This is a genomic window from Mycobacterium sp. E183, assembly GCF_001667735.1.
GTDB lineage: Bacteria > Actinomycetota > Actinomycetes > Mycobacteriales > Mycobacteriaceae > Mycobacterium.
In genome coordinates, this window is sequence record NZ_LZJN01000207.1 from 20,271 (window position 1) to 46,965 (window position 26,695).

Sequence of the window (26,695 nt, forward strand, 5' to 3'; positions counted from 1 at the left end):
GACGTACGCTCACGAAGGCACAGCTGAGAGGACACCCATGACCGAGCGTCCCATCACCCTATGCGAGGCGTTCCAGCGCAACGCGTCGATCGATCCGGACGCCGTCGCGCTGCGCACCCCGGGCAACACCCAGACCATGACGTGGCGCGAGCTCGCGGCGCAGGTGCGCAAGGTGGCCGCCGGCCTGGCGGGCTTGGGCGTCGGGCCCGGCGACACGGTCTCGCTGATGATGGCCAACCGCATCGAGTTCTACCCCTTCGAGATCGGCGCCCAACACCTGGGCGCCACTTCATTTTCCGTCTACAACACGCTGCCCGCCGAACAGCTGACCTACCTGTTCGAGAACGCGGGAACCCGGGTCGCGATCTGCGAGGAGCAGTACGTGGACCGCATCCGCGCCAGCGGCGCACCGATCGAGCACATCGTTTGCATCGACGGCTCGCCACCGGGCACCATGTCGGTCGACGACGTCTACGCCGCCGCGCGGGAGGGCTTCGACTTCGAGGCGACCTGGCGGGCGGTGCGGCCGGACGACGTCGTCACGCTCATCTACACCTCCGGGACCACCGGCAACCCCAAGGGCGTCGAGATGACGCACGCCAACCTGCTTTTCGAGGCGTACGCCCTCAACGCCGTCCTCCCGTCCCAGTTCGGTGACCGCGTCACGTCGTACCTGCCGACAGCGCACATCGCCGACCGGGTGATGGGCCTGTACGGCCTGGAGGTCTTCGGCGCCCAGGTCACCGTCGTCTCGGACGTCCGTGCCATCGCCGCCGCGCTGCCCGACGTGCGGCCCACGGTGTGGGGCGGCGTGCCGCGGGTGTGGGAAAAGCTCAAGGCCGGAATCGAATTCGCCGTCACCAGCGAGACCGACGAGGTCAAGCGGCAGGCGCTGCAGTGGGCGATGTCGGTGGCCGGCAAGCGGGCCGCCGCCCTGGTGGCCGGCGAGCCGATGTCGGACGAGCTGGCCGCCGAATGGGCCCAGGCCGACGAGCTGGTGCTGTCGAAGCTGCGCGAGCGGCTCGGCTTCGGCGAACTCCGCTGGGCGGTGTCCGGCGCGGCCCCCATCCCCAGGGAGACCCTGGCGTTCTTCCTCGGCATCGGCATCCCGATCGCCGAGGTGTGGGGGATGTCGGAGCTGAGCTGCGTCGCCAGCGTCAGCCACCCTCGCGACGCGCGGTTGGGCACCGTCGGCAAGCTGCTGCCCGGGCTGGAGGGCAAGGTCGCCGACGACGGCGAGTTCCTGGTGCGTGGCCCGCTGGTGATGAAGGGCTACCGCAAGGAACCCGCCAAGACCGCGGAGGCCGTCGACGCCGACGGCTGGCTGCACACCGGTGACATCATCGAGGTCGACGACGAGGGCTACCTGAGGATCATCGACCGCAAGAAGGAGTTGATCATCAACGCCGCCGGAAAGAACATGTCGCCGGCCAACATTGAGAACACCGTGCTGGCCGCGTGCCCGATGGTCGGCGTGATGATCACGATCGGTGACGGACGGCCCTACAACGCCGCGCTCATGGTGTTCGACGCCGAATCGGTCGGCCCCTACGCGGCGCAGCACGGCCTGGGCGACGCGTCGCCCGCGGCGCTGGCGGCCCATCCGGAGGTCGTCGCCCGCATCGCCGCGGGTGTGGCCGAGGGCAACGCGAAGCTGTCACGCGTGGAACAGATCAAGCGCTTCCGAATACTGCCGTCACTCTGGGAGCCCGGGGGAGACGAGATCACGCTGACCATGAAGCTCAAGCGCAAGCCGATCATGGCGAAGTACGCGAGCCAGATCGAGGAACTCTACGCGCCCGAACTCCACCCGGACGTGCACGAGCCGTCGGCGGCGACGGTGCAGCCGGCATGAGCGGGGGCCCGGGGACTACGGCCCGCGAGTTCGGTCGGGTCGGCGTGCGAAAGTTGCTGCAGCGCACCGGCGTCGTGGAGGAGGCGACGACACCGCTGACGACGGACCCTGCGGAGGTCGTCCAGCTGCTTGCGGCCCCGTGGTATGACGAGCGGCTGGGCGGCCTGGCCGACGAGCTCGGGCGCAACCTGGCCAGCGTGCGCGCCGAGGCCGCCGGCTACCTAAGGGAGATGGCGCCGTCGCTGGACGAGCGGGCGGTCCGGGCGTGGCGCAGCTTCAGTCGCTGGCTGATGCGCGCCTACGACGTCCTGGTCGACGAGGACCAGATCGCGCAGCTGCGCAAGCTGGATCGCAAAGCGACTCTGGCGTTTGCCTTTTCGCATCGCTCCTATCTCGACGGCCTGCTGCTGCCGGAGGTGATCCAGGCCAACCGGCTTTCCCCGGCGCTCACCTTCGGTGGCGCGAACCTGAATTTCTTTCCGATGGGCGCGTGGGCCAAGCGGACGGGCACGATTTTCATCCGGCGCCAGACCAAAGACATTCCGGTGTACCGCTTCGTGTTACGCGCCTACGCCGCGCAGCTGGTGCAGAACCACGCCAACCTCACCTGGTCCATCGAAGGCGGCCGCACGCGAACCGGCAAGCTGCGGCCCCCCGTTTACGGCATCCTGCGCTACATCAGCGACGCCGTCGACGAAATCGACGGTCCCGAAGTCTATTTGGTGCCCACCTCGATCGTGTACGACCAGCTGCACGAGGTGGAGGCGATGACCACCGAGGCCTACGGCGCCACGAAGCGGCCCGAGGACTTTCGTTTCCTGATCCGGCTGGCGCGCCAGCAGGGGGAGCGGCTCGGGCGCGCCTACCTGGACTTCGGCGAACCGCTGCCGCTGCGCAAGCGCCTCGAGGAGCTGCGCGCCGAGGAGTCCGGGACGGGCACCGAGATCGAACGCATCGCACTCGATGTCGAGCACCGGATCAACCGCGCCACCCCGGTCACGCCGACCGCGGTGGTTAGCCTCGCGCTGCTGGGTGCGGACCGGTCGCTGTCCATCAGCGAGGTGCTGGCCACCGTGCGACCGCTCGCCAGCTACATCGGGGCGCGGAACTGGTGCGTCGCCGGCGCCGCCGACCTGACGAACCGCTCGACCATCCGCTGGGCGCTGCATCAAATGGTCGCCTCGGGCGTCGTCAGCGTGTATGACGCCGGCACCGAACCCGTCTGGGGCATCGGGGCCGAGCAGCACCTGGTGGCCGCGTTCTACCGCAACACGGCCATCCACATCGTGGTCGACCGTGCTATCGCCGAGACCGCACTGCTGGCCGCCATCGAGGACGCCGAGGGTTCGGTGGACGGCTTGGTGGAGCCGACGACGGTGCGCGACGAGGCGCTGCGGCTGCGCGAGCTGCTGAAGTTCGAGTTCCTGTTCTCGGCGCGCGCGCAATTCGAGAAGGAGCTCGCCGACGAGGTGCGTCTGATCGGGCGGGTGGAGGACACCAGCAAGGCGGCCAACGCGGCCGACGTGCGTGGTCTGCTGGAGAAGGCCGACCTGCTGCTGGCGCACCTGGTGCTGCGGCCGTTCCTGGACGCCTACCACATCGTCGCCGACCGGCTGGCCGCCTTCGACGACGAATCGTTCGACGAGAAGGCCTTTCTCGCCGACTGCCTCGAGGTGGGCAAGCAGTGGGAGCTGCAACGCAGGATCGCCAGCGCCGAGTCGAGGTCGATGGAGTTGTTCAAGACCGCGCTGCGGCTGGCCCGGCATCGCGAGCTGGTGGACGGGTTCTCCGACGTCGACATCGCCCAGCGGCGCCGCGAGTTCGCCGACGAGATAGCCACGGCCGTCCGGCGCGTGAACACCATCGCGGGGCTGGCCGGGGCGCGCTAGGCGGGCTTTCTGCGGAGAGTGCCATTGCGCCTCAGCGCGTGGGCGGGACCGGCATGTCGGCATGGCGAACCTGGTTGCCGCCCGCGCGTTTCGCCTCGTACATCGCCAGGTCGGCCGCGTGGACCAGGCGCTCGATCACCTGCCGTTCGGTGCTTTCGCTTGGTGCCCGCAGTTGGATGCTGCTGACACCCAGGCTGGCCGTGACACCCCAGGGTGTCGCGGCGATCGCCAGCCGCATCGCTTCGGCGGTCTTGAGGGCTTCGGAAGTGCCGGCCATCTCGGCGACCAGGAATTCCTCCCCGCCCACCCGCGCGATGACCGTGCTGTCGTTGCCGATCCGCCGCAGGTTGTCGGCGACGGACACCAGGATGCGATCCCCGGTCGCGTGGCCGTGCGTGTCGTTGATCCGCTTGAAATTGTCGAGATCGGCCATCAGCACACTGAGGCACGAGGTGCGCCCGTCGGCGGCTACCAGTTTCGCGGCCGATCGGTAGAACCCCCTGCGGTTACGCAAGCCGGTGAGCGGATCGGTCGAGGATTTCAGAGCATCCACCGAAAGCCAGTGCACCAGTACCTGCCCGCAGAACGGCACCGCCAGGATCCCCGCGCCGAGCAACAGAAAGTTGGCCGCCGCCATCGATGCGTCACCGGACGTAGCGATACGCACGGCGCACGCCGCGGCCGCACCCAGGGCGGTGCCGAGCGTGAAGACCAGCAGGCGGGCGGAGTGACAAAACGCGACATAGCCCGCGAGGCCGCCGAATGCCGCGCAACTCAGCATCCCGCTGCGCGGGTCGGCCTCGGTCACGCACACGGCGGCGATACCGATCGTGCCCACCACCGAAAACACTTGTGATTCAACGCGCGAGGGCCACCGTCGCGCCCACACCAGCGCCATGCCCGCCAGGCAGGCGATGAACGCCACCGCCAGGCCGCCCCGCACCGGCGTCTGCATACCCGACGGGCTGTTCAGCATCAGCAACGTCGCCGCGATCAGGATGGACATGATGCCGACCATCAGGTAGCGGATGAATGGCTGCAATCCGCGCGCGCCGAGGTAGTCGGAGAACCAGTCGTAGTGGTCGGGCTGACGCCACCACGCGCCCATCCAGTGCATTCCGCGACGCCCCTAACCCGTACCTTCGACTACGTGATGCTACTGAGCGCCGACGGAGTCGGGAGCCGATTATGACCACCGTCGACAATCCCATTCCGCCGCAGGACTTGTCGGGGATCGTGGGATGCCGGTTCATTTACACCTACGCCAACGGCTGGCGCTACGAGATGTATGTCAAGAACGACCGCACCATCGACTATCGAATCCATTCCGGCCATGTCGGCGGACGGTGGGTCAAGGGTCAGGACGTCGACCTGGTGCAGCTCGACGACGACAGCTACAAGGTCTCCTGGACCGAGCCCACGGGCACGTCGGTGGCAGTCAACGTCATGCCCGGCAAGCGGCGAATCCATGGCGTGATCTTCTTCCCCCAGTGGATCCGCGAGCACGGCGAGCGCACGGTGTGTTTCCAGAACGAGCACCTCGACCAGATGCGCGCCTACCGTGATGAGGGACCGACTTACCCGATATTCACCGTGCCCGAATTCGCATACATCACCCTGTTCGAGCGTGTCGGTGCCGACGACGAATCGGTGATCGACGTGGCCCCCGACCAGCTTCCACCGGGTTGGGCCGACCGCACCAATTGACGCCGAGATTTGTCGTACCCCCCTGCGATGATGAAGCCATGTCTTCGATCGCCTCGCCTCCCGCGGAGGTGAAACCTGTTGACCGTCTTGAGGTGTTGTTCGACGAGCTGGCGGAGCTGGCCGGTCAGCGCAACGCGATCGACGGCCGCATCGTCGAGATCGTCGCGGAGATCGAGCGTGATGGGCTGTGCGCCATGACCGGCGCGCGCTCGGTGCCGGCGTTGGTGGCCTGGAAGCTGGGTTTGTCCTCGACCACCGCGCACACGATCGCCACCGTCGCGCGCCGGGTCGAGGAGTTCCCACGCTGTGCGCAGAGCATGCGGGAGGGCCGGCTGTCGCTGGATCAGGTCGGCGTCATCGCGGCCCTGGCGGGCGATGGATCCGACGAGCACTACGCGGAGTTAGCCCGGGTCGCCACGGTCAACCAGCTGCGCACCGCGGTCAAGCTGGAACCGCGACCGGAACCCGACGCCCGGCCGCACGAGCAGCGCTCGATCACCAAGACCGCCTGCGACGAGTTCACTTGCTGGCGGATCAGACTTCCCCACCTGGACGCGGCGAAGTTCGACGCGGCGCTGGCGTCTCATCGTGACGCGCTGATCGCCGAATGGAAACACGACCGCGCCGAGGGTGCGTCAGACAGCGCGCCGCCCCTGCCTGGCACCGTCGAGGCGTTCATGCGGCTGGTCGAGGCCGGATGGGATGCCGAGGCGGCCCGCCGTCCGCACGGGCAGCACACCACGGTGGTGGTGCACGTCGATGTCGAGCAGCGCGCCGCCGCGCTGCACATGGGTCCGCTGCTCACCGACGCCGAACGCCGATACGTGACGTGCGACGCCACCTGCGAGGTTTGGTTCGAACGGGACGGTGAGGTCATCGGCGCCGGGCGGGCGACCCGCCAAATCAACCGGCGGCTTCGCCGCGCACTCGAGCATCGCCACCCCACCTGCGCGGTTCCCGGCTGTGGCGCCACGCGCGGTCTGCACGCACACCACATCCGGCACTGGGAAGACGGCGGCCCAACGGAGCTGGCCAATCTGGTGCTGGTCTGCCCCTATCACCACCGGTTGCACCACCGGGGCGTCATCACGATCACCGGACCCGCCGACGACCTCGTCGTCGCCGACAGCTCGGGCCGACCGCTGAGTGCGGGATCGCTCGCCCGTGCGCCCGACCGTGCCCCGCCCGCCGTACCGCCGTGGTCCGGGCCCACCGGCGAGCGCGCCGACTGGTGGTGGTACCAACCCTTTCAGCCGCAGCCACCACCAAGCAACAACTAGGTTGGTTGGCGAACAAATGGCGGCTGGCTGCGCGGCGCCGAAGCCCCACCGCCGGTTCGCCGAGAAGGTGACGGGCAAGCTCTTCACATGATCCGAATGGCAACGCCGGAGGATGCGGACGCGATCTCCGACATTTATGCGCCGTATGTGCGCGACTCCGCGATCTCCTTCGAAGCGGTGCCGCCGACGGCCGAAGAGATGCGGTCGAGGATCAAGGCCACGCTGACCGACCTGCCCTGGCTGGTCATCGCCCATGCCGACGCCGTCAGGGGCTATGCCTACGCAAGTCCGCACGGCGAGCGGGCCGCCTACCGCTGGTCGGTCGACGTATCCGTTTACCTCGACGCGTCACTGCAACGGAAGGGCAACGGCCGCCGACTGTACGCAGCTTTGTTCAATGTGCTTGCCGCTCAGGGGTACGTCAACGCCTACTCCGCCATCGTGCTGCCCAACCCGGCAAGTGTCGGCCTGCATGAGGCGGTGGGCTTCCGTCGCGTCGGCCTCTTCAATCGTGTGGGCTTCAAGAACGGAGCGTGGCGGGACATCGGCTGGTGGCATCGCCCGCTCGTCGATCCGTCCGCGCAGCCCGACGACCCGCGGCCGTGGTCGGACCTGCCGGCTCACACGCTCGAGGCCGCCCTCGCAGGGCACACTGGGTAATGGTTTGGGAAGGTCTGCGCAACCGGCGAATCGAGGGGAGTCGATGAGCGACAAGTCCGGAGGGCCCGCGCGCCCGCTGATCGCGTTCACCACCGCGGACAACGCGCCGCCAATCGCGCCCGCGCCCATCAGCCGGCCGTGGATGTCGCACCTACGCAATGGTTGGCCTAACCGGTGCCTACCGATCCTGATCGCGAACCAGAGTGGCTGGGAGCTGCGCAACCCGTGCGCATTCACCGCGACCTGGATGGGCGGCGACGACAGCATGGGGGTCATCATCGCGCCCGACCGGCGCGACCCGGGTCAGCTGTTGCCGTTCAGCCACTTCGGTCACGGCATCCTGACCTGGCACCTGCCGATGCTGTTCCGCACCCCGCCCGGTTACAACCTGTTGGTCCGCGGGCCGGCGAACTATCCGAAGGACGCGGTGTCACCGTTGGAGGGCATCGTCGAGACCGACTGGGCCACATCGAGTTTCAGCATGAGCTGGCAGATGACCCGCAAGATGATGCCGGTGCGGTTCGAGGTCGACGAGCCGATCTGCATGATCGTCCCGCAGCGCCGGGCCGAGCTGGAGGAGTTCGCGCCGGAAATCAGGCCGATCGACTCCGACGAGGAAGTGCGCCGTAAACACGAGTTCTTCCTGCGTTCACGCAACGAGCTGGGTCAGGCGCAGGCGGCGACCAACACCGAACTGGGCGAAAAGGTGCCGTGGCAGGGCGACTACACCCGCGGCAAGCACGCCGACGGCGAACCCGGGGCGCCCGACCACCAAACGCGCGTCCACCTCCGCCCGTTCGTCGACACGCGGCGATAGGCCATCACCCCGCGCGTACCGCGGCCGGCCCAGGGATCCGGGCCGGCGCCTGGGCCGACGGCCCCGCCCAGCCGATGTACCCGTCTGGGCGCACCAGCACGGCCGGCCCGCGGTCGGTCCGCTCGGCCTGCAGCATCCCGGGCGCCTCGACCGGTGGGGCACCGCGTTCGCGCACCAACACGAAGCCGCCGGTGCGCTGCAATTCGGTCAACCGTCCCTCGACGAGGGGGATCTGGGTGGCGCGGGTGCCGACCAGGCCGTGCCGGCCGTAGCGCAGCGTCGTGCCGGCGAAACTGCCCGCCACCCTGTCCCGAACCGACGGAATCCGAAGCAGCCTGGGCGCCAACAGGTTCCGCAACCATCGGGCGCCGCGCGGATGGAGAGTCGCGGCACGGGCCATCAGTCCGGACTGCAACACCACGCGCTTGCCGATCGGGTGGCGTTCGGTGTGGTAGCTGTCCAGCAGCGCCTCGTCGGCGCCGCCGAGCGCCGCGTCGAGCTTCCAGGCCAGGTTGGCGGCGTCCTGAATGCCGGTGTTCATGCCCTGACCGCCCATCGGGGAGTGCACGTGCGCGGCGTCGCCGGCCAAGAACACCCGCCCATGCCGGTACCGCTCGACTTGCCTTTCGTCGCAATGGAACCGGGACTTCCAGCCCACCTCGACGACGCCGTGGTCGGTGCCCATGCCGCGGGCGAGCACGTCGACGATCTCGGCGTCGGAGACCGGTTCGCCGTCGGGTACTTGATGCGCGCGGTCCCAGACCATGGCGCGATACCAGGAACCGCCCGCTCGGTCGTAGGGAGCCAGGAAGGCCAGGAGGTCGCCGGGGGCGGCGACCGTGAGGCCGCCACCGGCGGGCCCGTGCGCCAGCCTGACGTCTGCCAGCACGATCGACGTCAGCACCGTCTTACCGGGGAATGCGGCGCCCACCAGCCGCCGCACGGTGCTGTGCGCGCCGTCGGCGCCGATCACGTACCGCGCCCGCCACGTCAGCCGGTGGGCCGGATCGTCGTCGTCCTTGGGGCGGGCGGTGACGGTCACGGAGTCGGAGTCCTGGCGGAGCGCGACCACCTCGATGCCGCGCCGGATCTCGGCACCCTCGGCCACCGCGTAGCGACGCAGCGCCGCATCGACGTTGGTCTGCGGGGTGATCAACACGAACGGATAGGGGGAGTCGAGGTGGGTCAGGTCGATCTGCGCGCCGGCGAACAGTCGCACGCCCGGTGCGCGGTGCCCGCGCGCCAACAGGTCGTCGGCCAGGCCGCGCGCGTCGAGCACTTCCAGCGTGCGCGCCATGGTGGCGAACGCGCGGCTCGCCGGGTTCTCCGTGGGCCAGCGGTCCAACACGGTGACCGACCGCCCGGCGCGGGCCAGGTCGCCCGCGGCGGTCAGGCCGGTGGGGCCGGCCCCCACCACCAGGACGTCGACTTCGTGGGTCGTCATCGCGCCGCCCCCTCGGGCTGCGGGTACCAGCGGCGGATGTCGCCGGGCGTGGACTGCGCTGCGCGGTTGAAGACGAATCGGCAGCCGGGTTGGGTCGCGTGCGCCGCGTTGACGATCGACTCGAACAGCAGCGTGTTGTCGGCTACCAACCGGATCCCGGCCCCGATCAACACCGCGTCGTAGCGCTTGGCCTGAAGCCACCGGCGGGCCTTGTCGGCGCCGGCCGTGCCGAAGTCGATCAGACAGTTGTCGACCTCGTAGCCGGCGGCACGCAACGCCGCGACGTTGTCGTCGTTGGCCGTCCGCAACACTTCCCTCGAGAGGCCCGCGAACTGCGCGAAATCCGGCGACGAGCAGTCGACCACGTCGGGATCGAGCCCGATCTGGATGACGGACACGGTCATGAGTAGGACCTCCCCGGAGTTGAGTTCAACAGTTGTTGAACTCAACGGTAGGCCCGGGATGCTGGCTGTGTCAACAGTTGTTGAATACAATCGGGACCATGCCCGCGAAGACGCGCGACGGGAAGGTCACCCGCGAAACCATCCTGCGCGCCGCGCGCGCCCAGTTCTCCACGCACGGCTTCGAGCGCACCACCATCCGCTCGATCGCGTCGGAGGCCGGCGTGGACCCCGCGCTGGTCATGCACTACTTCGGCAGCAAGGCCGATCTGTTCGCCGCCGTGTCGCGGCTCGAGGTCAAGTTTCCCGACCTGTCCGGTGTCGCGCCCGAGCGCCTCGCGGACGTGCTGGTTCCCCTGTTCGTCCAGGTTTGGGACCCGCACGGCTCCTTCCTGCCGCTGCTGCGCGCGGCCGCCACCAATCGCACGGCCGCCGACACCCTGCTGGCCGTGTTCGTCGAGCAGGTCGCCCCGGCGCTGGCCAGCGTCACCCCCGACCGCGCCGCCGAGCGGGCCGCGCTGGTGGGCTCACAGGTGCTCGGAATCGCGATGGCGCGCTACGTCGTCGGGGTGCCGGCCCTGGCCGAGCTGGACGACGCGGCGCTGACCGAATGGGTACGCCCGGTGCTCGCCCGCTACCTGACGGGCCCGGCGCCCCCGGCTTCCCCGGCCTAGAGTTGGGGCATGCCACTTTCTGGGGAATACGCGCCGAGCCCATGGGATTGGTCCCGCGAACAGGCCGAGAAATACGAGCAGTCCGGCGGGACCGAGGCCACCGACATGAAGGGCAAGCCCATCATCGTGCTGACCACGGTCGGGGCGAAGACGGGCAAGCTTCGGAAGACCCCGCTGATGCGGGTCGAGCACGACGGCGAGTACGCGATCGTCGCGTCGCTGGGCGGCGCCCCCAAGCACCCCGTCTGGTACCACAACGTCGTCAAGAACCCCCGGGTCGAGCTGCAGGACGGCGGCACCACCCGCGAGTACGACGCGCGTGAGGTGTTCGGCGACGAGAAGGCGGTTTGGTGGGAGCGCGCCGTCGAGGCCTGGCCCGACTACGCCGAATATCAGAAGAAAACCGACCGCCAGATCCCGGTGTTCGTGCTCACCCCCGTCGGCTGAATTCCTGTGTTGACCGGCTGGCATGGCACCATTGACCAGTGTCCGCCGAACTGAGCCAGCACCCGCACGTGCCGTACGTTTGCGGGTCTGACATCGACACCGCGGCGAAGCGGATCGCCGCGGTGGTCACGCCGACCCCGCTGCAATACAGCGACCGGTTGTCGGCGATCACCGGCGCGCAGGTCTACCTCAAGCGGGAAGACCTGCAGGTGGTGCGCTCCTACAAGCTGCGCGGGGCCTACAACCTGCTAGTGCAGCTGTCCGACGAGGAGCTGGCCGCGGGGGTCGTGTGCTCGTCGGCCGGCAACCACGCGCAGGGCTTCGCCTACGCGTGCCGGACGCTGGGGGTGCACGGGCGCGTCTACGTGCCCGCCAAGACGCCGCAGCAGAAGCGCGACCGGATCCGCTACCACGGCGGGGAGTTCATCGAACTGATCGTCGGCGGCACGACGTACGACCTGGCCGCCGAGGCCGCGTTGGCCGACGTCGAACGCACCGGCGCCACGCTGGTGCCCCCGTACGACGACCTGCGCACCATCGCCGGTCAGGGCACCATCGCCGTCGAGCTGCTCGAGCAGCTCGACGAGGAGCCGAACCTGGTCGTGGTTCCCGTCGGCGGTGGCGGTTGCATCGCCGGCATCACCACGTACCTGGCGGAGCGGACGACGAACACATCGGTGCTGGGCGTCGAGCCGGCCGGGGCCGCCGCGATGATGGCCGCGCTGGCCGCCGGCGAGCCGGTGACGCTGGATCACGTCGACCAGTTCGTCGACGGCGCCGCGGTGCGCCGCGCGGGGACGCTGACCTACGCCGCGCTGGCGGCCGCCGGTGACATGGTGTCGATCACCACGATCGACGAGGGCGCGGTGTGCACCGCGATGCTGGACCTGTATCAGAACGAGGGCATCATCGCCGAGCCCGCGGGCGCGCTCTCGGTCGCGGGACTGCTGGAGGCGGACGTCGAACCGGGCTCGAGCGTGGTGTGCCTCATCTCCGGCGGCAACAACGACGTCTCACGCTACGGCGAGGTGCTCGAGCGGTCGCTGGTCCACCTCGGCCTCAAGCACTACTTCCTGGTGGACTTCCCGCAGGAGCCGGGCGCGCTGCGCCGGTTCCTGGACGAAGTGCTGGGCCCCGACGACGACATCACGCTCTTCGAGTACATCAAGCGCAACAACCGCGAGACCGGCGAGGCGCTGGTGGGCATCCAGCTGGCCTCGTCAGCCGACCTGGACGGCCTGCTCGCGCGGATGCGGGCGACGGAGCTGCACGTCGAACGCCTCGAGCCGGGTTCGCCGGCTTACCGCTACCTGTTGTTCTAGGGCCCGGGCCGCGCTGCATGGACCAGCAGTATGGCCCCGGTGCTGGCGGGTTCGGCCTGGTCGGCGCCGGCATCGTGGTTCTGTTCGTGCTGCTTGCGTGGGTGGCGGTTCGGGTCGCCCGACGCGGACCCCCGTTCCGGACGCTCTGGGTGAAGGTGTCCAAAACGCTGACCCGGGCCCGTGACCGGATCAGCGACCGAGGGTGGTCGCTGGCCCGTCGGTGGTCGGAGAGCGAGGTCGCCGGTGCCGCATTGCTGCTCGGGCTGGCCGTGGTCGTCGCGCTTGCGGTCGGCTTCAGCGAGATTCTCGAGGACGTGCTCGAGGGCGACGGCATCGCCGGAATCGACCAGCCGGTGACTCGTTGGCTCGCAGCCCACCGTGAATTGTGGCTGACCGCCGCGTTGCGGGCGATCACCATGGCGGGCGGACCCCTTTTCCTGACGGCGATCGCGTTCCCGATCTCCGTTGCCGCTGGTTATCGGAGCAGGTCGTGGCGGCCCGTCGTGCTCGCGCTGGTCGGCGGCGGTGTGGTTCCGCTGGTCCTCTTCACCGCCAAGGCCCTGGTGGGTCGGCCACGGCCGCCCTTTCCCTTCGCCCTCGTCGACGCGGACGGGTATTCGTTTCCGTCCGGGCACGCCACCGGCACCGCCGCGATCATGGTGATCTCCGCGTGGATGCTGACGCGGTGGCTGATCATGCGGTGGACCGGGCGGGTGGTCGTGTGGACGGTCGCGATCGGCTCGGCGTTCCTGATCGGGTTCTCGCGGATCTACCTGGGAGTCCATTACGTCAGCGACGTGCTCTCCGGCTGGATGTTGGGCCTGGCCTGGGCCGGCACCGTCATGCTCGTCGGAACCTGGTGGGACGACAGCCGGCGCGCGCGGGTGGGCCTCAGCCCCTTCGCTCGCTGAGGTACGCCGGCACCGGCAGTGCCGGGTCCAGGTCCGAGGCCGGCACCGGCGCACCGGCCGTCACGCTCAGCGGCACCACCCCCGCCCAGTGCGGCAGCGCGCAATCCTCCGGATCGTCCACCGGCCCGCCGCCGCGCACCTTGGCCGACACCTCCACCAGGTCGAGGGCGAGCACCCCCGTCGCGGCCAGCTCGCGCGGGTTCGGCGCCCGGCAGTCGGCGGCGCGCCCGGGCGCGATGCGATCGAGCAGGCCGGCGAGCGCCCGCAGTTTCTCCGCCGCGTCATCGACCACACGCGCGGTGCCGAGCACGACGACCGAGCGGAAGTTCACCGAGTGGTGCATGGCGGCGCGCGCCAGCACCAGCCCGTCGACCAGGGTGACGGTGACGCACACGGGCAGGCCCGAGGGCGCCGCGCCTGCCGCGAGCAGGGGGCCGCTGCCGGTCGAACCGTGCAGGTAGAGGGTCTCGCCCAGGCGGGCATGGGTGGTCGGCAGGACCACCGGCCGGCCGTCGCCGAGGTAGCCCAGGTGGCAGATCAGCGCCTCGTCCAGGATGCGGTGGACGGTCTCGCGGTCGTAGCGCGCGCGCTCCCGGTAGCGGGTGGGCGTCGTGCGCGGTGTGGGCTGGTATCCGGCGGTCATGGCGCCTACCTTTGTTCTAGTACATAATCGATTGCGTGCCAGTACAAAACAGCATAACCGGGACCGGTGCCGATTCCATAGCCGCCAGCATCGAGGCGGCCATCTCGGCCGGCTCGCTGGCGCCCGGCGACGCGCTGCCGCCCGTCCGCGACCTCGCCGCCCAGCTCGGCGTCAACGCCAACACCGCGGCCGCGGCCTACCGCCTGTTGCGGCACCGCGGGGCGGTGGAGACCGCCGGCAGGCGCGGCACCAGGGTGCGGCAGCGCCCGGCGACCACGCCACGATCCCTGCTGGGGCTCGACGTCCCCGCCGGGGTGCGCGACCTGTCGACCGGCAATCCCGACCCCGCCCTGTTGCCCCTGGCGGGGGCGTCGCTGCCCGGCCCGGTCGGGGGCCGCCCGGTGTTGTACGGGGAGCCGGCCATGTCGGCGGCCTTGGTGGAGTTCGCCCGGGCGGCGCTGTCCGCCGATGGTGTCCCGGCCGAGCACCTCGCGGTGACCAGCGGCGCGCTCGACGGCATCGAGCGCGTGCTCACCGCGCACCTGCGTCCCGGTGATCGGGTCGCCGTCGAGGACCCGGGCTGGGCCAACCTGCTCGATCTGCTTGCCGCCCTTGGGCTTTCGGCCGAGCCCGTTCGGGTCGACGACGAAGGGCCATTGCCCGCCGACCTGGCGCGGGCGCTGGACCGCGGGGTGCGCGGGTTGATCGTCACCACCCGCGCCCAGAATCCGACGGGGGCGGTGTTGTCCGCGGGCCGCCGCGACGAACTACGAAACCTGTTGGTGCGCCGGGCCGCTGACCTGCTGGTGGTCGAAGACGATCACTGCGCGGGCATTTCGGGCGCGCCGCTGCACACGGTGGCGGGCGTGACCGAGCGGTGGGCCTTCGTGCGGTCGGCGTCCAAGGCGTACGGCCCGGACCTGCGCGTGGCCGTGCTGGCGGGGGATCGGCGCACCGTCGAGCGCGTGCACGGCCGCCTGCGGCTGGGGCCGGGCTGGGTCAGCCATCTGCTGCAGGACCTGGCCGTCAGCCTGTGGTCCGACCCGGCGGCCGCGCGCCTGGTCGCCACGGCCGAGCGCAGGTACGCCGACACCCGCCGGCGGCTGGCGACCGCGCTGGCCGAGCGCGACGTCGCCGCGCGTGGCCGCTCCGGACTCAACGTGTGGATCCCGGTGCCCGACGAGACGGTCGCGATCACCCGGTTGCTGGGCGCGGGCTGGGCCGCGGCGCCGGGCACGCGGTTCCGCATCGGCACGCCCCCAGGCATCCGCGTCACCATCGCGGACCTCGGCGCCGACGAGATCGACCCGCTGGCGGACGCGATCGCCGAGGCGGTGCACGGCGCGGGCCGCCCCAGCGTCTAGCCGAGGGTCAGATTATTCGGTGCGCCCGAGGCCGGGGCCGGTCCACAACAGCTCCACGCTGCGTTGTGGCGGCGCCTCGTCGGGCGGGACGAGCGGAGCCGAAACCGGCTGTTTCTTCCTCAGCAAGCCGATCCACCGGCCGAACACGGATTGATCCATGGGCGAATCATCGGCGGTCGCGCGCCGGGCCGCGCACCGTTGTCCACAGGCGTCAGCGCTGCTCGCCCACCGCGAGGATGGCGAGCGAATGCCCTTCGAGCACCGTCTTGTCGGCGTCGACCGCGGGGTCGCCCCAGGCCAGCACCACGTCGCCGGCGACGGGCACCGTCGCCGCCTCGGCGCCGAGGTTGCACACGATGCGCAACCGGCCGCGGGACACGCTGATCCAGCGTTGCTCCTCGTCGAAGTCGACGGCGAGGTGCGCCAGCCACGGATCGGCGAGGTCGGGGTCGCGGTGCCGTAACGCGATCAGGTCGCGGTAGAACCGGTGCAGCCGGCCGTGCTCGCCGGAGTCCACCTCGGCCCAGTCGAGCTTCGAGCGCTGGAACGTCTGCGGGTCCTGCGGGTCGGGGATGTCGTCGGCGTCCCAGCCGTGCTCGGCGAATTCCGCCTTGCGCCCCTCCGCGGTGGCCTTGGCCAGCTCCGGTTCGGGATGCGAGCTGAAGAACTGGAACGGGGTCGACGCCGCATACTCCTCGCCCATGAAAAGCATTGCGGTGAAGGGCGTTCCGATGGCGAGCGCGGCCTTGATCGCCAGCTGGCCACCGGACAGGTTCTGCGACGGTCGGTCGCCGAGCGCCCGGTTGCCGACCTGGTCATGGGTGCAGGTGTACGCGACCAGCCGGGTGCCGGGGATCCCCGAGTTCTCGGTGGTGTCCAACGGGCGCCCGTGGCGGCGGCGCCGGAACGACGAATAGGTGGCGGCGTGAAAGTAGCCGTGGCGCAGCGTCCGCGCCAGGGTGGCCAGGCTGCCGAAGTCGGCGAAGTAGCCCTGGCGCTCGCCCGACACCGCGGTGTGGATCGCGTGGTGGATGTCGTCGGCCCATTGCCCCGTGAGGCCGTAACCACCCCGGTCGCGGGGGGTTATCAGCCGCGGGTCGTTGAGATCGCTCTCGGCGATCAGCGACAGCGGGCGACCCAATTGTCGTGACAGCCAGTCGGTTTCGGTCGCGAGCTCCTCGAGGATGTGGATGGCGGTCGTGTCCACCAGGGCGTGCACGGCGTCCAGGCGCAGCCCGTCGGCGTGGAAATCGCGCATCCAGCGCAGCGCGCACCCGATGATGTAACGCCGGACCTCGTCGGAGTCGGCGTCGGCGATGTTGATGCCTTCGCCCCACGGGTTGCTCGCCGACGACAGGTACGGGCCGAACTTGGGCAGGTAGTTGCCCGACGGGCCGAGGTGGTTGAACACCGCGTCGATCAGGACGCCCAGGCCCCGCGCGTGGCAGGAGTCGACGAACCGGACCAGGGCGTCGGGGCCGCCGTAGGGCTCGTGCACGCTGTACCACAGCACCCCGTCGTAGCCCCAGCCGTGCGTTCCGGCAAAGGAATTCACCGGCATCAGCTCGACGAAGTCGACGCCGAGATCCACCAGGTAGTCCAGCTTCTCGATGGCCGAGTCGAGGGTCCCCTCGAGGGTGAAGGTGCCGAGGTGCAACTCGTAGATCAGCGCGCCCTCGACCGACCGGCCCTGCCAGTCGTCGTCGGTCCAGGCGGCGCCGGCCGGGTCCCACAGCTGCGAGCGGGCGTGCACGCCGTCGGGCTGGCGGGGCGAGCGCGGGTCGGGCAGCACCGTGGGATCGTCGTCGAGCACGAACCCGTAGCGGGCGTCCGCTGCCGCGTCCACGGACGCGTGCCACCACCCGTCGTCCGAGCGCGTCATCGGGTGCACGCGGCCCTCGACGTCGAGCCGGACCAGCTCCGGTTTGGGCGCCCAGACCCGGAATTCAGTCATGGTGGCGCTCCAGCAGCACGACGGGCAGCTCGGCGAACAGTTGGGCCGCCGCCGTCGGCCCGTCCGCGATGACGCCGGTGAGGGCGTCCTTCCAGGTGCCCTCGGGCAGCGCCAGCACCGTGTTACCCCAACCGGTTTCGGTCAGGCGCACGGTCCACCGGGTCACCGCGACCACGATGTCGGAGCCCCGGCGGAAGGCCAGCACGTGATCGCCGGCGTCGCCATTGGCCAGCACGGGAACGTAGTCGCCGCGCAGGAAGGTGTCCGGATGGGCGCGGCGCACCCGAAGCGCGGTCGTGACCACCCGAATCTTGGGATGCTCCAACGCCTTCAGCGCGGCCCGCCGGGCGGCGTAGTCGACGGCCCGCCGATTGTCCGGGTCCACCAGGCTGTCGTCCCACAGTTCGGTGCCCTGGTAGACGTCGGGTATCCCGGGCACGGTCAGGGCGAGCAGCTTCTGGCCGAGCGCGTCGCTGGCGGCGTGCGGGTTGAGCTGGGCGACGAGCTCGGTCAGCTGGCCGGCCACCGGGCCGTCGAACACACCGTCCAGCCACCGGTGCACCGCGTCCTCGAACTCGGTGTCCGGGTCGTTCCACGAGGTATGCCAGGCCGCCTCCCGAATGGCCTTCTCGGCGTAACCGTGCAGCCGCTCGCGCAGCTCCGGGCTGACCTCACCGGTGACCGGCCAGACGCCGAAGATGTTCTGCCACAAGAACTGTCCGGTCGCCGGGTCGGGGGAGGGCGCGTCGATCTCCCAGCGGGCGAGGAACTCGGTCCACAGCGACGGGACCTGTGACAGCACCCCGATCCTGGCCCGCACGTCCTCGCCGCGCTTGGTGTCGTGGGTGGTCAGCGTCGTCATCGTGTGCGGCCACAGCCGGGCCCGGGTGGCGGCGCTGTGGTGGAATTCCGCCGCGCCGACACCGAAGCGATGCGGTTCACCCCCGACCTCGTTGAGCGACACCAGCCGCGCGTCCCGGTAAAAGTAGCAGTCCTCGACTGATTTGGCGGTCACCGCACCGCAGAGCTGCTGCAGCCGGACGGCCGGCTCGCCGCCCGGGGCCAGCGCGGCGGCGATCACCTGCAGCGCGGGCCCCAATTCCGGTGACTGTGCCTGTGTTTCGGCCAGCGCCGTGGGCATGATCGCCGACAGCCCCGGGTAGTCGCAGCGGTAGACGCCGATGTGGGTGAGCAGCGTGGCCACCGCTTCGGGCAACCGCGGGTGGTCGTCGCCGGCCGCGGCCACGATCGCGCGGCGCAGCCGGCGCAGTTCGCTCGCGAGGGTGTCGGTGGCCGCACGGATCTTGAGTTCCGCCAACATCTCCGGCGCCGCTCCGTAGTCCAGACCCGCCGACTCGACGAGCTCGGTGAGCGCGGGCGCGCCGCTGGGGTCGACGAAGACCCCGCCGATCTCCCGCAGCACGTCGTAGCCCGTGGTGCCGCCGATCGGCAGCGTGGGTTCGAGCGCCTCGTCGACCGCCAGGATCTTCTCGATCACGATCCAGGTTTGCGGCCCAACCGATTCTCGCAGCCAGGCCAGGTAGCCGCAGGGGTCGGAAAGCCCGTCGGGATGGTCGATGCGCACACCGTCGACGAGTCCCTCGGCGGCCCACCGGGCAACCTCGGCGTGGGTGGCGTCGAACACGGCGCGGTCTTCCTGGCGCAGCCCGGCCAGCGAGGTGATCGAAAAGAAGCGCCGATAGCCGCACACGCCGTTGCGCCAGCCCACCAGGCGGTAGTGCTGGCGGTCGTGAACCTCGGGCCCGGTGCCCTCGGCGGTGCCGGGCGCGATGGGAAGCGCCAGGTCGCCCAGCCGCAGCAGGTCCCCGTCGACGTGGAGGTCTGCGGCGTCGTCGTCGGAGCCCAAGATGGGCAGGACGATGCGGCCGTCCTCATCGAGGTCCCAATCGATGTCGAAATACGTTGCGTAGTCAGACGAACGGCCGTGCCGCAACACGTCCCACCACCATGCGTTCTGTTGGGGCTGGTCGATTCCCACGTGATTGGGCACGATGTCGACGATCAGGCCGACGCCGCGCTCCCGCGCCGCGGCCGACAGCCGCTCGAGGCCGTCGCGGCCGCCCAGCTCGGGGGAGACGGTCGTCGGGTCGGTGACGTCGTAGCCGTGATTCGACCCGGTGGCCGCGGTCATGATGGGGGACAGATAGAGGTGGGACACCCCGAGTTCGTCCAGGTAATCCAGCAGGCGTTCCGCGTCGGCGAAGGTGAACGCGAACCCGCTGGCCTCACCGCGCAGCTGCAACCGGTAGGTCGAGAGTATGGGAAAAGGCATGCGTCACATGGTCTTACGTAAGACCAGAAGCGATCGCCCGGGCAACGAGACCTTCTCTTCGGCATTCACCACCTGGTCGGCCTCACCCGTCGGGTGGTTGGTGTCCAGTTCCACGGTCCACTCCTGCGCATAGTCGTCGTTCGGCATCACGAACTCCACGGGTTCTTCGCCGGCGTTGAAGCACAACAGGAACGAGTCGTCGACGACCCGTTCACCGCGCGCGTTGGGCGCGGTGATGGCCTCGCCGTTGAGGAACACCGCCACACATTTGTGAATGCTCTCGCCCCAGTCCTCGTGCGTCATCTCCCGGCTGCTGGGATTCAGCCAGGCGATGTCGCGGACCTCGTCGCCGGTGCGGATCGGTTCACCCTCGAAGAACCGGCGGCGCCGGAATACCGGGTGGGTCTTGCGCAACGTGGTGACCTTGCGCGCGAAGGCCAGCAGGTCCGAATTCTTGTCGACCAATGACCAATCCATCCAAGACAATTCGGAGTCCTGGCAGTAGACGTTGTTGTTGCCGTTCTGGGTGCGGCCCAGCTCGTCGCCGTGCGCGATCATCGGCGTGCCCTGGCTGAGCATCAGCGTCGCCCAGAAGTTGCGCATCTGGCGACGGCGCAGAGTCAAGATGTCCGGGTCGTCGGTGGGCCCCTCGACACCGCAGTTCCACGAGCGGTTGTGGCTTTCGCCGTCGCGGTTGTCTTCGCCGTTGGCCAGATTGTGTTTCTCGTTGTAGGACACCAGGTCGTTGAGCGTGAAGCCGTCGTGGGCGGTGACGAAGTTGATGCTGGCGCTGGGGCGCCGTCCGGTCGCCTCGTAGAGGTCCGACGACCCGGTCAGCCGGGACGCGAACTCGCCTAGGGTCGCGGGCTCGCCCCGCCAGTAGTCACGCACAGTATCGCGATACTTCCCGTTCCACTCGGTCCACAAACCCGGGAAATTGCCGACTTGGTAACCGCCCTCGCCGACGTCCCACGGTTCGGCGATCAGTTTGACCTGGCTGACGATCGGATCCTGCTGAACCAGGTCGAAGAACGCGCTCAGCCGGTCGACGTCGTGCAGCTCCCGGGCCAGCGTGGCGGCGAGGTCGAAACGGAAGCCGTCGACGTGCATCTCGGTCACCCAGTAGCGCAGCGAGTCCATGATGAGCTGCAGCACGTGCGGGTGACGCGGGTTCAGGCTGTTGCCCGTGCCGGTGTAGTCCTTGTACAGCCGCAGGTCGGAGTCGACGAGCCGGTAGTACGCGGCGTTGTCGATGCCGCGGAAGTTGATCGTCGGCCCGAGGTGATTGCCCTCGGCGGTGTGGTTGTACACCACGTCGAGGATCACCTCGATGTTCGCCTCGTGCAGGCTGCGCACCATCGATTTGAACTCGGCGACGCTGGAGGTGCGATTGGCCGCGTACTGGTTGTGCGGCGCGAAGAACCCGAAAGTGTTGTAGCCCCAGTAGTTTCGCAGACCCAGGTCCAGCAGGCGGGAGTCGTGCATGAACTGGTGCACCGGCATCAGCTCCAGCGCGGTGACGTTGAGCGACTTGAGGTAGTCGATGATCACCGGGTGGGCCAGGCCGGCGTAGGTGCCGCGCAGTTCGGCGGGGATGCCGGGGTGGGTCTGGGTCATGCCCTTGACGTGGGCCTCGTAGATCACCGTTTCGTGGTACGGGGTCAGTGGCGAACGGTCCGAGCCCCAGTCGAAGAAGGGGTTGCTCACCACGCTGGTCATGGTGTGGCCCAGGGAGTCGACCATCGGCGGCGTCCCGGGGTCGGCGTCGTCACCGTCGGGGTGGACGGCCTTCATGTCGTAGGAGAACAGCGCCTGCCCGAAGGTGAAATCCCCGTGGAAGGCCTTGCCATACGGGTCGAGCAGCAGCTTGCTCGGGTCACACCGGTGGCCGGCCGCCGGGTCGAAGGGCCCGTACACCCGGAAGCCGTAGCGCTGGCCCGGCGAGATGTTGGGCAGGTAGGCGTGCCACACGTAGCCGTCGACCTCGTCCAGGGGAATCCGTGACTGGCCCCCAGCGTCGTCGATCAGACACAACTCGACCTTCTCGGCAATCTCGGAGAACAACGAGAAGTTGGTCCCCGCGCCGTCATAGGAGGCACCGAGGGGATACGGGTTCCCCGGCCAGACGGTGGCCAGTTTCGGCTGTTGGTTACCAGCTACGCCTGCTGCTGAAGCGTGATTGTCGGTCGGCACCATCTGACCTTATCCGCGGTCGGGGCGGCGGGGCGCGTCACCACCAACCGGTATTGGCCGCGATCTGGCGGCCCAATTCGCCCACCATGGTCCGTACGTAAGTGGGGGTCAGGTGGTGGGCGCCGTGGTAGATCAGCACGTTTCCCTCGACCGGCCGGCACACGTCGGCGCGGCAGATCGCATCGGACATGTCGAGCACCTTCAGCAGCGGGAATTGTGTGACGAAGTCGAGGGTCTGATTGCGGTCGGAGAGCGCGTCGGAACGCTTGATCGCGCACGACTGGGGGCTGCCGCCCTTCTTGGCCAGGCAATCCGCCGGGTCGAACGGCTGGCCGTTTTTGACCAGCCACGGGGTGTCTCGCATGCCGAGGATCGGAATGTTGTTGTCCGAGAACCGCTGCCAGATTCCGATGTAGGTCGCCGGCATCACGTCGCCGGGCTTGATGTTCCACGGCCGGGTGGTGGTGGTGAACACGTAGTCGGGACGGTCGGCGATCACCCTGTCCATCGTCTGTTCGACCCACTGCCGGCACTGCGGGTAGGCGGCGTTGTTGCCCATGATCAACGGGACTTCCTCGGTGGACAACGGGCAGCCCATCTTGAGGTACGTCACCACTTTGAAGTGATGCATCTTGCCGAGCAGGTCGAGAGCGGGCAGCCAGTGTTCGGCGTGGGACCCGCCCGCCAGCGCAATCGTGCGGTCGGCGGCCACGTCGCCGTAGGTGCACGCCACCACCGCCGGGTTGACGAAGTCACTGATGCAGCCGTCGCGGGTGGAGACCGGCAGATCCTCCTTGACCTCCAGGACGCTGGGCCGCATCGGCAACGCGGGCACCCGCACGTGTTCGGTCAGGGCGCGCGCCCCCGGATAGTCCTGCGGGTTGAGCACGCTGAGCTCCTTGCCCGCGGCCCGCAGGACCGTGACGTGCTGGCGCCACGTGAACGACGTCGCGGTCAGCGTGACCCCCAGCAGCACGATCGCCGTCCCCAGCGCCATCGTGGGCCTGGGCAGGCGCGCCAGCCAGGCGGGCGCGGTCGCCGGTGACCTCCCTGCGGTCCGGTAGCGCAGCGGGTCCTCGACGAGCCGGGTGGTCAGGTAGGCCAGCAGGCCCGAGACGAGCAGCACCGCCGCACCCTCGACGAAGCCGGCGTGCCGGTGCCCGCTGAAAGACAGCCAGAAGATCAGCAGTGGCCAGTGCCACAGGTAAAGGGAGTACGCCATCGCGCCCAGCGCGACCAGCGGCCCGGCCGCCAGCAGGCGATTGGGCAGCGGCAGCCGGTTCCCGGTGGCGGGGCCGCCCTGCAGGTTGGCCCCCGCCAGAATCATCAGCATGGTGGCCCCGACGGGCACCAGGGCCCAGGGGCCGGGGAATTCCTTCACGCCGTCGATCAGCGCCCCGCACGAGACGATCGCCGCCAGCGCCAAGGTGGCCACGACCGTTCGCAACCACATCGGCCAGCGGATGGCAGGCACCAGCGCACCGACCAGCGCGCCGAGCAGCAACTCCCAGCCGCGCGCGAAGCTGTTGTAGTAGGCGGCCGCCTGGTCGCCCTGATGCGCCACGATCGCGTAGACGAACGACGCCACCGTCAGCGCCGTCAGCAGCACCAGGAACAGGGTGCGCAGCCGGCGGCCCAGCGGACGCCTGAACAGGTAGGCGCACGCGGCGATCAACAGCAGGAAGCCGACGTAGAACTGGCCCTGCACCGACATGGACCAGATGTGCTGCAGCGGACTGACGGCCTCGCCGGCGCGCAGGTAATCGGACGCCGTGTTGGCCAGCTCCCAGTTCTGGTAGTAGCCGAGGCTGGCGAGGCTCTGGTCGGCGAAGGTCTCCCAGCGGGTCTCCGGTTGGACCAGGATGGTCAGCACCGCGCACCCGGCCAGCACCACGACCAGGGCGGGCACCAGGCGGCGCACGAGCCGGACCACCTCCGCCACCGGCGACAGGGTGACGGCAGGGTTCAGCGCCGCGCGAATGATCTTGCCGCCGAAGAAGAATCCGGACAGCGCCAAGAACACGTCGACGCCGCCGGAGACCCGGCCGAACCAGATGTGGAAGACGGCCACCAGCGCGATCGCGATGCCGCGCAGGCCGTCCAGGTCGTAGCGGTAGAACCCCGAATTGCGCGCCGCCGTACCGACCGGTTCCGCGGTCGCGACCGGTCGGTGAGACGGGGACAGGATCGGCATGATCGATCGCTAATTTACCGAAAACCGCCACCCGCTCCGGTTTAGGAGCAGGTGGCGGCGGTCGTGGGCCCCCGAAAAGCCGGGGAATCTACCGGGCGGTGCCGGGCGCCGGCGGGAGGAACGGCGATTGCTGCGGCGGCAGCAGCTGCACCGGGGCCTGCGGCGCCGGAAGTTGCTGCGTCGGCAGCTGCTGGACCGGTGCCTGCGGCGCGGGGACCCGTTGCAGCGGGGCCTGTTGCAGCGGCGCCGGCGGGGCCGGGAGCTGCTGCACCGGCGCCTGCGGCAACGGGAGCTGGCCGGACTGCTGCTGCAGCGGCGCCTGCTGCACCGGGGCCTGCTGCGTCGGGAGTTGCTGGACCGGGGCCTGCTGCGTCGGGAGTTGCTGGACCGGGGCCTGCTGCGTCGGGAGTTGCTGCACCGGCGCTTGCTGCGTCGGCGCCTGCTGCGCGGGCAGTTGCTGCACCGGTGCTTGCTGCACCGGAGCCTGCTGCGGCAGCTGCTGGACCGGCGCCGGCTGGACCCCGAGGACCCGGACCAGGTAGGGAGCCATGCCGTTGGCGCGCACCGGCGACACCTGGACGACGTCGCCCACCTCGAGCATCTGGTTGTTGCCCAGGTACATCGCGACGCTTTGGGTGCCCTCGGGGCCGTAGAAGATCATGTCGCCCTTTTGCGCTTGCTGGGGCAGCACCTTCTGGCCGACCCGGTAGATCGCCCCCGACGAACGCGGCAGCTTGATGCCCGCGCCGGCGTACGCGTACTGCATCAGGCCTGACGCGTCGAATCCGACGGTGTTGATGCCCGTCCCGGTGCCGCGGGTCGGGCCGTTGATCCCGCCGCCGGCCCAGGAGAACGGCACGCCCCGCTGCGACAGCCCGCGCGCGATCACCACGTCGGCGGCCTGCTGGTAGTCCATCGGCCGGATGCCCGGGTCGGCGGAAGCGACCACGGGAGCGGCCATCGGTGCGGCGAACAGCGCCAAACCGATCGCGAAGGCGTAGATGCGTTTCATTGTCTTGGCCTCTCAGGGGCTCACTGGCCTCAGCGCGGTGACTTCGCGCGTCCGCCGCCGTTCCATGACTGGGCGACAGCCTCCCCGTTGGGACCGACGCCGCTGCATGACACTTGCGGATGTGAACAGCGGTCCTGTTTTCACATCAGTCACTGCAGCCACTCTGACAACAGAAGTTGTTAGCCGCCAGGCCCCGGCGGGATTTTTTGTCGGAACGTGACCGGACGGTGACTGGGCGGCCCAAATCCGGGTGCGCAGTTGTGATTTGGGTCTCAGTCGCGCGTGCGCCGGCCGGACCGGGGCGTGGCGGCGCCTACGCCCAATAGCGTTCGCTGAACACCGTCAGCAGCGAGCCGACGAGGGAGCTGAGCATGATCAGCGCGAGGGCCAGGACCGGCCAGAAGGACATGTACCAGCCCTTCAGGAGCGAAACGACCGGCCCGAGGACCGCGGCGGCGATTGCAGCCCCGATGCCGCCCCACACGATCGGGCGGATGTAGTAGTCGACCCCGAAGGGCACCGGCCCGCACGTCTCGTCGGCGCAGACGTGCTCGAGGAAGCCGAAGAGGCGGTCCGGCCACGCCGTCGCGGTGGCCAGGACGATGAGCAGCGCCAGCAGCGCGACGGTGCAGGCGACGTCCCAGGGGGCCAGCCGCACCCGGATGACCCGCGGCGCCTCGTCGTCGTAATTGGCCAGCAGGGAATTGGTGGTCGCGGTCGGAGGGGCGCCCGCGGCGGGTTCACCGGGGGTTTGCGGCGTAGCCATCGGATCCCATGCTCCCCGATGGGCGGATTTTGTGCGACTCGGCTGCTTTACCCTCGATCACTATGCCTGCGGCGAGGGCCGGGTTGACCCCCGGGCAGATCAGCGCGATCGACGCTGCGCACCTGTGGCACCCGTACAGCACCATCGGCGGCGAAGCCGTCGCGCCGGTGGTCGCGGTCGCCGCGCGGGGGGCCACGTTGACGTTGATCCGGGACGGCGAGCCGATCGAGGCGCTCGACGCGATGAGCTCGTGGTGGACCGCGATTCACGGGCACGGCCACCCGGTGCTGGACGCGGCGCTGACCACGCAGCTGGGAGTGATGAACCACGTCATGTTCGGCGGGCTCACGCACGAACCGGCCGCCCGGCTGGCGCAGCTGCTGGTGGACATCACCCCGGCCGGGCTGGACACCGTGTTCTTCAGCGATTCCGGATCGGTGTCCGTCGAGGTCGCGGTCAAGATGGCGCTTCAGTACTGGCGCAGCCGCGGCCGGCCCGGCAAGCACCGGCTGATGACCTGGCGGGGCGGCTACCACGGCGACACGTTCACGCCGATGAGCGTCTGCGATCCCGACGGCGGCATGCACACGCTGTGGACCGACATCCTGGCCCGCCAGGTGTTCGCCCCGCAGGTCCCGCGCGACTACGACCCCGGCTACACCGCGGCGTTCGAGCAGCAGCTCGCCGAGCACGCCGGCACAGCTCGCGCAGGTCGCGCAGGTAGCGGGGGTCGTGGAAGCGCATCCCGCCGGCGCCCTGCACCACCGGTTCGACGATGACGGCCGCCAGTTCGCCGGCGTGCTCGGCGAGCTGCTGCTCGAACGCCGCGGTGTAGCCGGGGTCGTAGTCGCGCGGGACCTGCGGGGCGA

21 protein-coding genes and 3 pseudogenes are annotated in these 26,695 nt (G+C 69.5%); 12 read left to right on the forward strand and 12 right to left on the reverse strand.

The window, feature by feature from the left end; all coding sequences use genetic code 11:
* Nucleotides 1-37 precede the first annotated feature (37 nt).
* The gene (gene fadD11 / locus A5691_RS25885) at nucleotides 38-1,855 is read left to right on the forward strand and encodes a fatty acid--CoA ligase FadD11 (RefSeq protein WP_067888029.1); all 1,818 of its coding nucleotides are present in this window, start codon (nucleotides 38-40) and stop codon (nucleotides 1,853-1,855) included.
* Nucleotides 1,852-3,744 (forward strand): lysophospholipid acyltransferase, encoded by a 1,893-nt coding sequence (locus tag A5691_RS25890; RefSeq protein ID WP_067888026.1) that lies wholly within the window; start codon nucleotides 1,852-1,854, stop codon nucleotides 3,742-3,744. The genes fadD11 and A5691_RS25890 overlap by 4 nt, the downstream gene beginning before the upstream one ends.
* A 31-nt stretch (nucleotides 3,745-3,775) precedes the next feature.
* Here the strand turns inward: A5691_RS25890 and A5691_RS25895 are convergent, their stop codons facing one another.
* The gene (locus tag A5691_RS25895) at nucleotides 3,776-4,852 is read right to left on the reverse strand and encodes a GGDEF domain-containing protein (RefSeq protein WP_231975385.1); all 1,077 of its coding nucleotides are present in this window, start codon (nucleotides 4,850-4,852) and stop codon (nucleotides 3,776-3,778) included.
* Between the two features lie 80 nt (nucleotides 4,853-4,932).
* Between A5691_RS25895 and A5691_RS25900 the strand changes: the two genes are divergently transcribed.
* The 4 genes from A5691_RS25900 (at nucleotide 4,933) to A5691_RS25915 (ending at nucleotide 8,208) form a co-directional block, all read left to right on the forward strand.
* A complete protein-coding gene (locus A5691_RS25900) occupies nucleotides 4,933-5,451 on the forward strand; it encodes a phenolic acid decarboxylase (protein ID WP_067758226.1) in 519 nt (172 codons plus the stop codon).
* Between the two features lie 38 nt (nucleotides 5,452-5,489).
* Nucleotides 5,490-6,731 carry an HNH endonuclease signature motif containing protein gene (locus A5691_RS25905; RefSeq protein ID WP_068016256.1) on the forward strand — a complete coding sequence of 414 codons (1,242 nt, stop codon included), beginning with the start codon at nucleotides 5,490-5,492 and terminating at the stop codon, nucleotides 6,729-6,731.
* A gap of 96 nt (nucleotides 6,732-6,827) precedes the next feature.
* On the forward strand, nucleotides 6,828-7,391 hold the full coding sequence (locus tag A5691_RS25910) for an arsinothricin resistance N-acetyltransferase ArsN1 family B (RefSeq protein WP_068016270.1): 564 nt from the start codon (nucleotides 6,828-6,830) through the stop codon (nucleotides 7,389-7,391).
* A 43-nt stretch (nucleotides 7,392-7,434) separates the two neighbouring features.
* Nucleotides 7,435-8,208: a DUF6065 family protein gene (locus A5691_RS25915; protein ID WP_068016253.1), complete on the forward strand. Its 774-nt coding sequence runs from the start codon at nucleotides 7,435-7,437 to the stop codon at nucleotides 8,206-8,208.
* Nucleotides 8,209-8,212: 4 nt separating this feature from the next.
* On the opposite strand, the gene A5691_RS25920 is transcribed toward A5691_RS25915, so the two are convergent.
* The gene (locus A5691_RS25920) at nucleotides 8,213-9,652 is read right to left on the reverse strand and encodes an FAD-dependent oxidoreductase (RefSeq protein ID WP_068016251.1); all 1,440 of its coding nucleotides are present in this window, start codon (nucleotides 9,650-9,652) and stop codon (nucleotides 8,213-8,215) included.
* Nucleotides 9,649-10,056, reverse strand: a complete 408-nt coding sequence (locus A5691_RS25925) for a hypothetical protein (RefSeq protein WP_067758238.1) — start codon at nucleotides 10,054-10,056, stop codon at nucleotides 9,649-9,651. Before A5691_RS25925 ends, A5691_RS25920 begins: the two co-directional genes overlap by 4 nt.
* A gap of 98 nt (nucleotides 10,057-10,154) precedes the next feature.
* On the opposite strand from A5691_RS25925, the gene A5691_RS25930 reads away from it, so the two are divergent.
* From A5691_RS25930 to A5691_RS25945, 4 genes are read left to right on the forward strand one after another with little or no spacing between them, the layout of a single operon-like run.
* Entirely contained in the window at nucleotides 10,155-10,727 is a 573-nt protein-coding gene (locus A5691_RS25930) for a TetR family transcriptional regulator (RefSeq protein WP_068016248.1), read from the forward strand.
* A gap of 9 nt (nucleotides 10,728-10,736) precedes the next feature.
* Nucleotides 10,737-11,174, forward strand: coding sequence for a nitroreductase family deazaflavin-dependent oxidoreductase (locus A5691_RS25935; protein WP_067758244.1), 438 nt, complete (start codon nucleotides 10,737-10,739; stop codon nucleotides 11,172-11,174).
* Between the two features lie 38 nt (nucleotides 11,175-11,212).
* Entirely contained in the window at nucleotides 11,213-12,496 is a 1,284-nt protein-coding gene (gene ilvA, locus A5691_RS25940) for a threonine ammonia-lyase (RefSeq protein ID WP_067758247.1), read from the forward strand.
* A 17-nt stretch (nucleotides 12,497-12,513) separates the two neighbouring features.
* Nucleotides 12,514-13,407 (forward strand): phosphatase PAP2 family protein, encoded by an 894-nt coding sequence (locus A5691_RS25945; protein ID WP_068016245.1) that lies wholly within the window; start codon nucleotides 12,514-12,516, stop codon nucleotides 13,405-13,407.
* On the opposite strand, the gene A5691_RS25950 is transcribed toward A5691_RS25945, so the two are convergent.
* Nucleotides 13,388-14,050 (reverse strand): pyridoxamine 5'-phosphate oxidase family protein, encoded by a 663-nt coding sequence (locus A5691_RS25950; protein WP_067758253.1) that lies wholly within the window; start codon nucleotides 14,048-14,050, stop codon nucleotides 13,388-13,390. The two genes, A5691_RS25945 and A5691_RS25950, sit on opposite strands and share 20 nt — an antisense overlap.
* Nucleotides 14,051-14,085: 35 nt before the next feature.
* Between A5691_RS25950 and A5691_RS25955 the strand changes: the two genes are divergently transcribed.
* Entirely contained in the window at nucleotides 14,086-15,414 is a 1,329-nt protein-coding gene (locus tag A5691_RS25955; protein WP_068016242.1) for an aminotransferase class I/II-fold pyridoxal phosphate-dependent enzyme, read from the forward strand.
* 12 nt (nucleotides 15,415-15,426) lie between these two features.
* On the opposite strand, the gene A5691_RS28200 is transcribed toward A5691_RS25955, so the two are convergent.
* The 7 genes and pseudogenes from A5691_RS28200 to A5691_RS25985 all read right to left on the reverse strand — a co-directional run bounded on the left by A5691_RS28200 (nucleotide 15,427) and on the right by A5691_RS25985 (nucleotide 25,826).
* Nucleotides 15,427-15,573: a hypothetical protein gene (locus A5691_RS28200; RefSeq protein WP_156675581.1), complete on the reverse strand. Its 147-nt coding sequence runs from the start codon at nucleotides 15,571-15,573 to the stop codon at nucleotides 15,427-15,429.
* A gap of 52 nt (nucleotides 15,574-15,625) precedes the next feature.
* On the reverse strand, nucleotides 15,626-17,368 hold the full coding sequence (gene treZ, locus A5691_RS25960; RefSeq protein ID WP_068016239.1) for a malto-oligosyltrehalose trehalohydrolase: 1,743 nt from the start codon (nucleotides 17,366-17,368) through the stop codon (nucleotides 15,626-15,628).
* Nucleotides 17,361-19,661 carry a malto-oligosyltrehalose synthase gene (treY, locus tag A5691_RS25965; protein ID WP_067758263.1) on the reverse strand — a complete coding sequence of 767 codons (2,301 nt, stop codon included), beginning with the start codon at nucleotides 19,659-19,661 and terminating at the stop codon, nucleotides 17,361-17,363. Before treY ends, treZ begins: the two co-directional genes overlap by 8 nt.
* Nucleotides 19,662-19,664: 3 nt before the next feature.
* Nucleotides 19,665-21,857, reverse strand: coding sequence for a glycogen debranching protein GlgX (gene glgX / locus A5691_RS25970; RefSeq protein ID WP_067784183.1), 2,193 nt, complete (start codon nucleotides 21,855-21,857; stop codon nucleotides 19,665-19,667).
* Between the two features lie 34 nt (nucleotides 21,858-21,891).
* On the reverse strand, nucleotides 21,892-24,048 hold the full coding sequence (locus A5691_RS25975) for an acyltransferase family protein (RefSeq protein ID WP_067758268.1): 2,157 nt from the start codon (nucleotides 24,046-24,048) through the stop codon (nucleotides 21,892-21,894).
* Between the two features lie 343 nt (nucleotides 24,049-24,391).
* Nucleotides 24,392-25,060, reverse strand: a pseudogene (gene ripD / locus A5691_RS25980) (NlpC/P60 family peptidoglycan-binding protein RipD); the annotation flags it as partial.
* Nucleotides 25,061-25,373: 313 nt separating this feature from the next.
* A complete protein-coding gene (locus A5691_RS25985) occupies nucleotides 25,374-25,826 on the reverse strand; it encodes a hypothetical protein (RefSeq protein ID WP_067758281.1) in 453 nt (150 codons plus the stop codon).
* A 62-nt stretch (nucleotides 25,827-25,888) separates the two neighbouring features.
* Here A5691_RS25985 and A5691_RS25990 point away from each other — a divergent pair.
* Nucleotides 25,889-26,536 (forward strand): annotated as a pseudogene (locus A5691_RS25990) (aminotransferase class III-fold pyridoxal phosphate-dependent enzyme); the annotation flags it as partial.
* Here A5691_RS25990 and A5691_RS27685 read toward each other — a convergent pair.
* Nucleotides 26,517-26,695: pseudogene (locus A5691_RS27685) on the reverse strand (aminotransferase class III-fold pyridoxal phosphate-dependent enzyme); the annotation flags it as partial. The pseudogenes A5691_RS25990 and A5691_RS27685 overlap by 20 nt on opposite strands.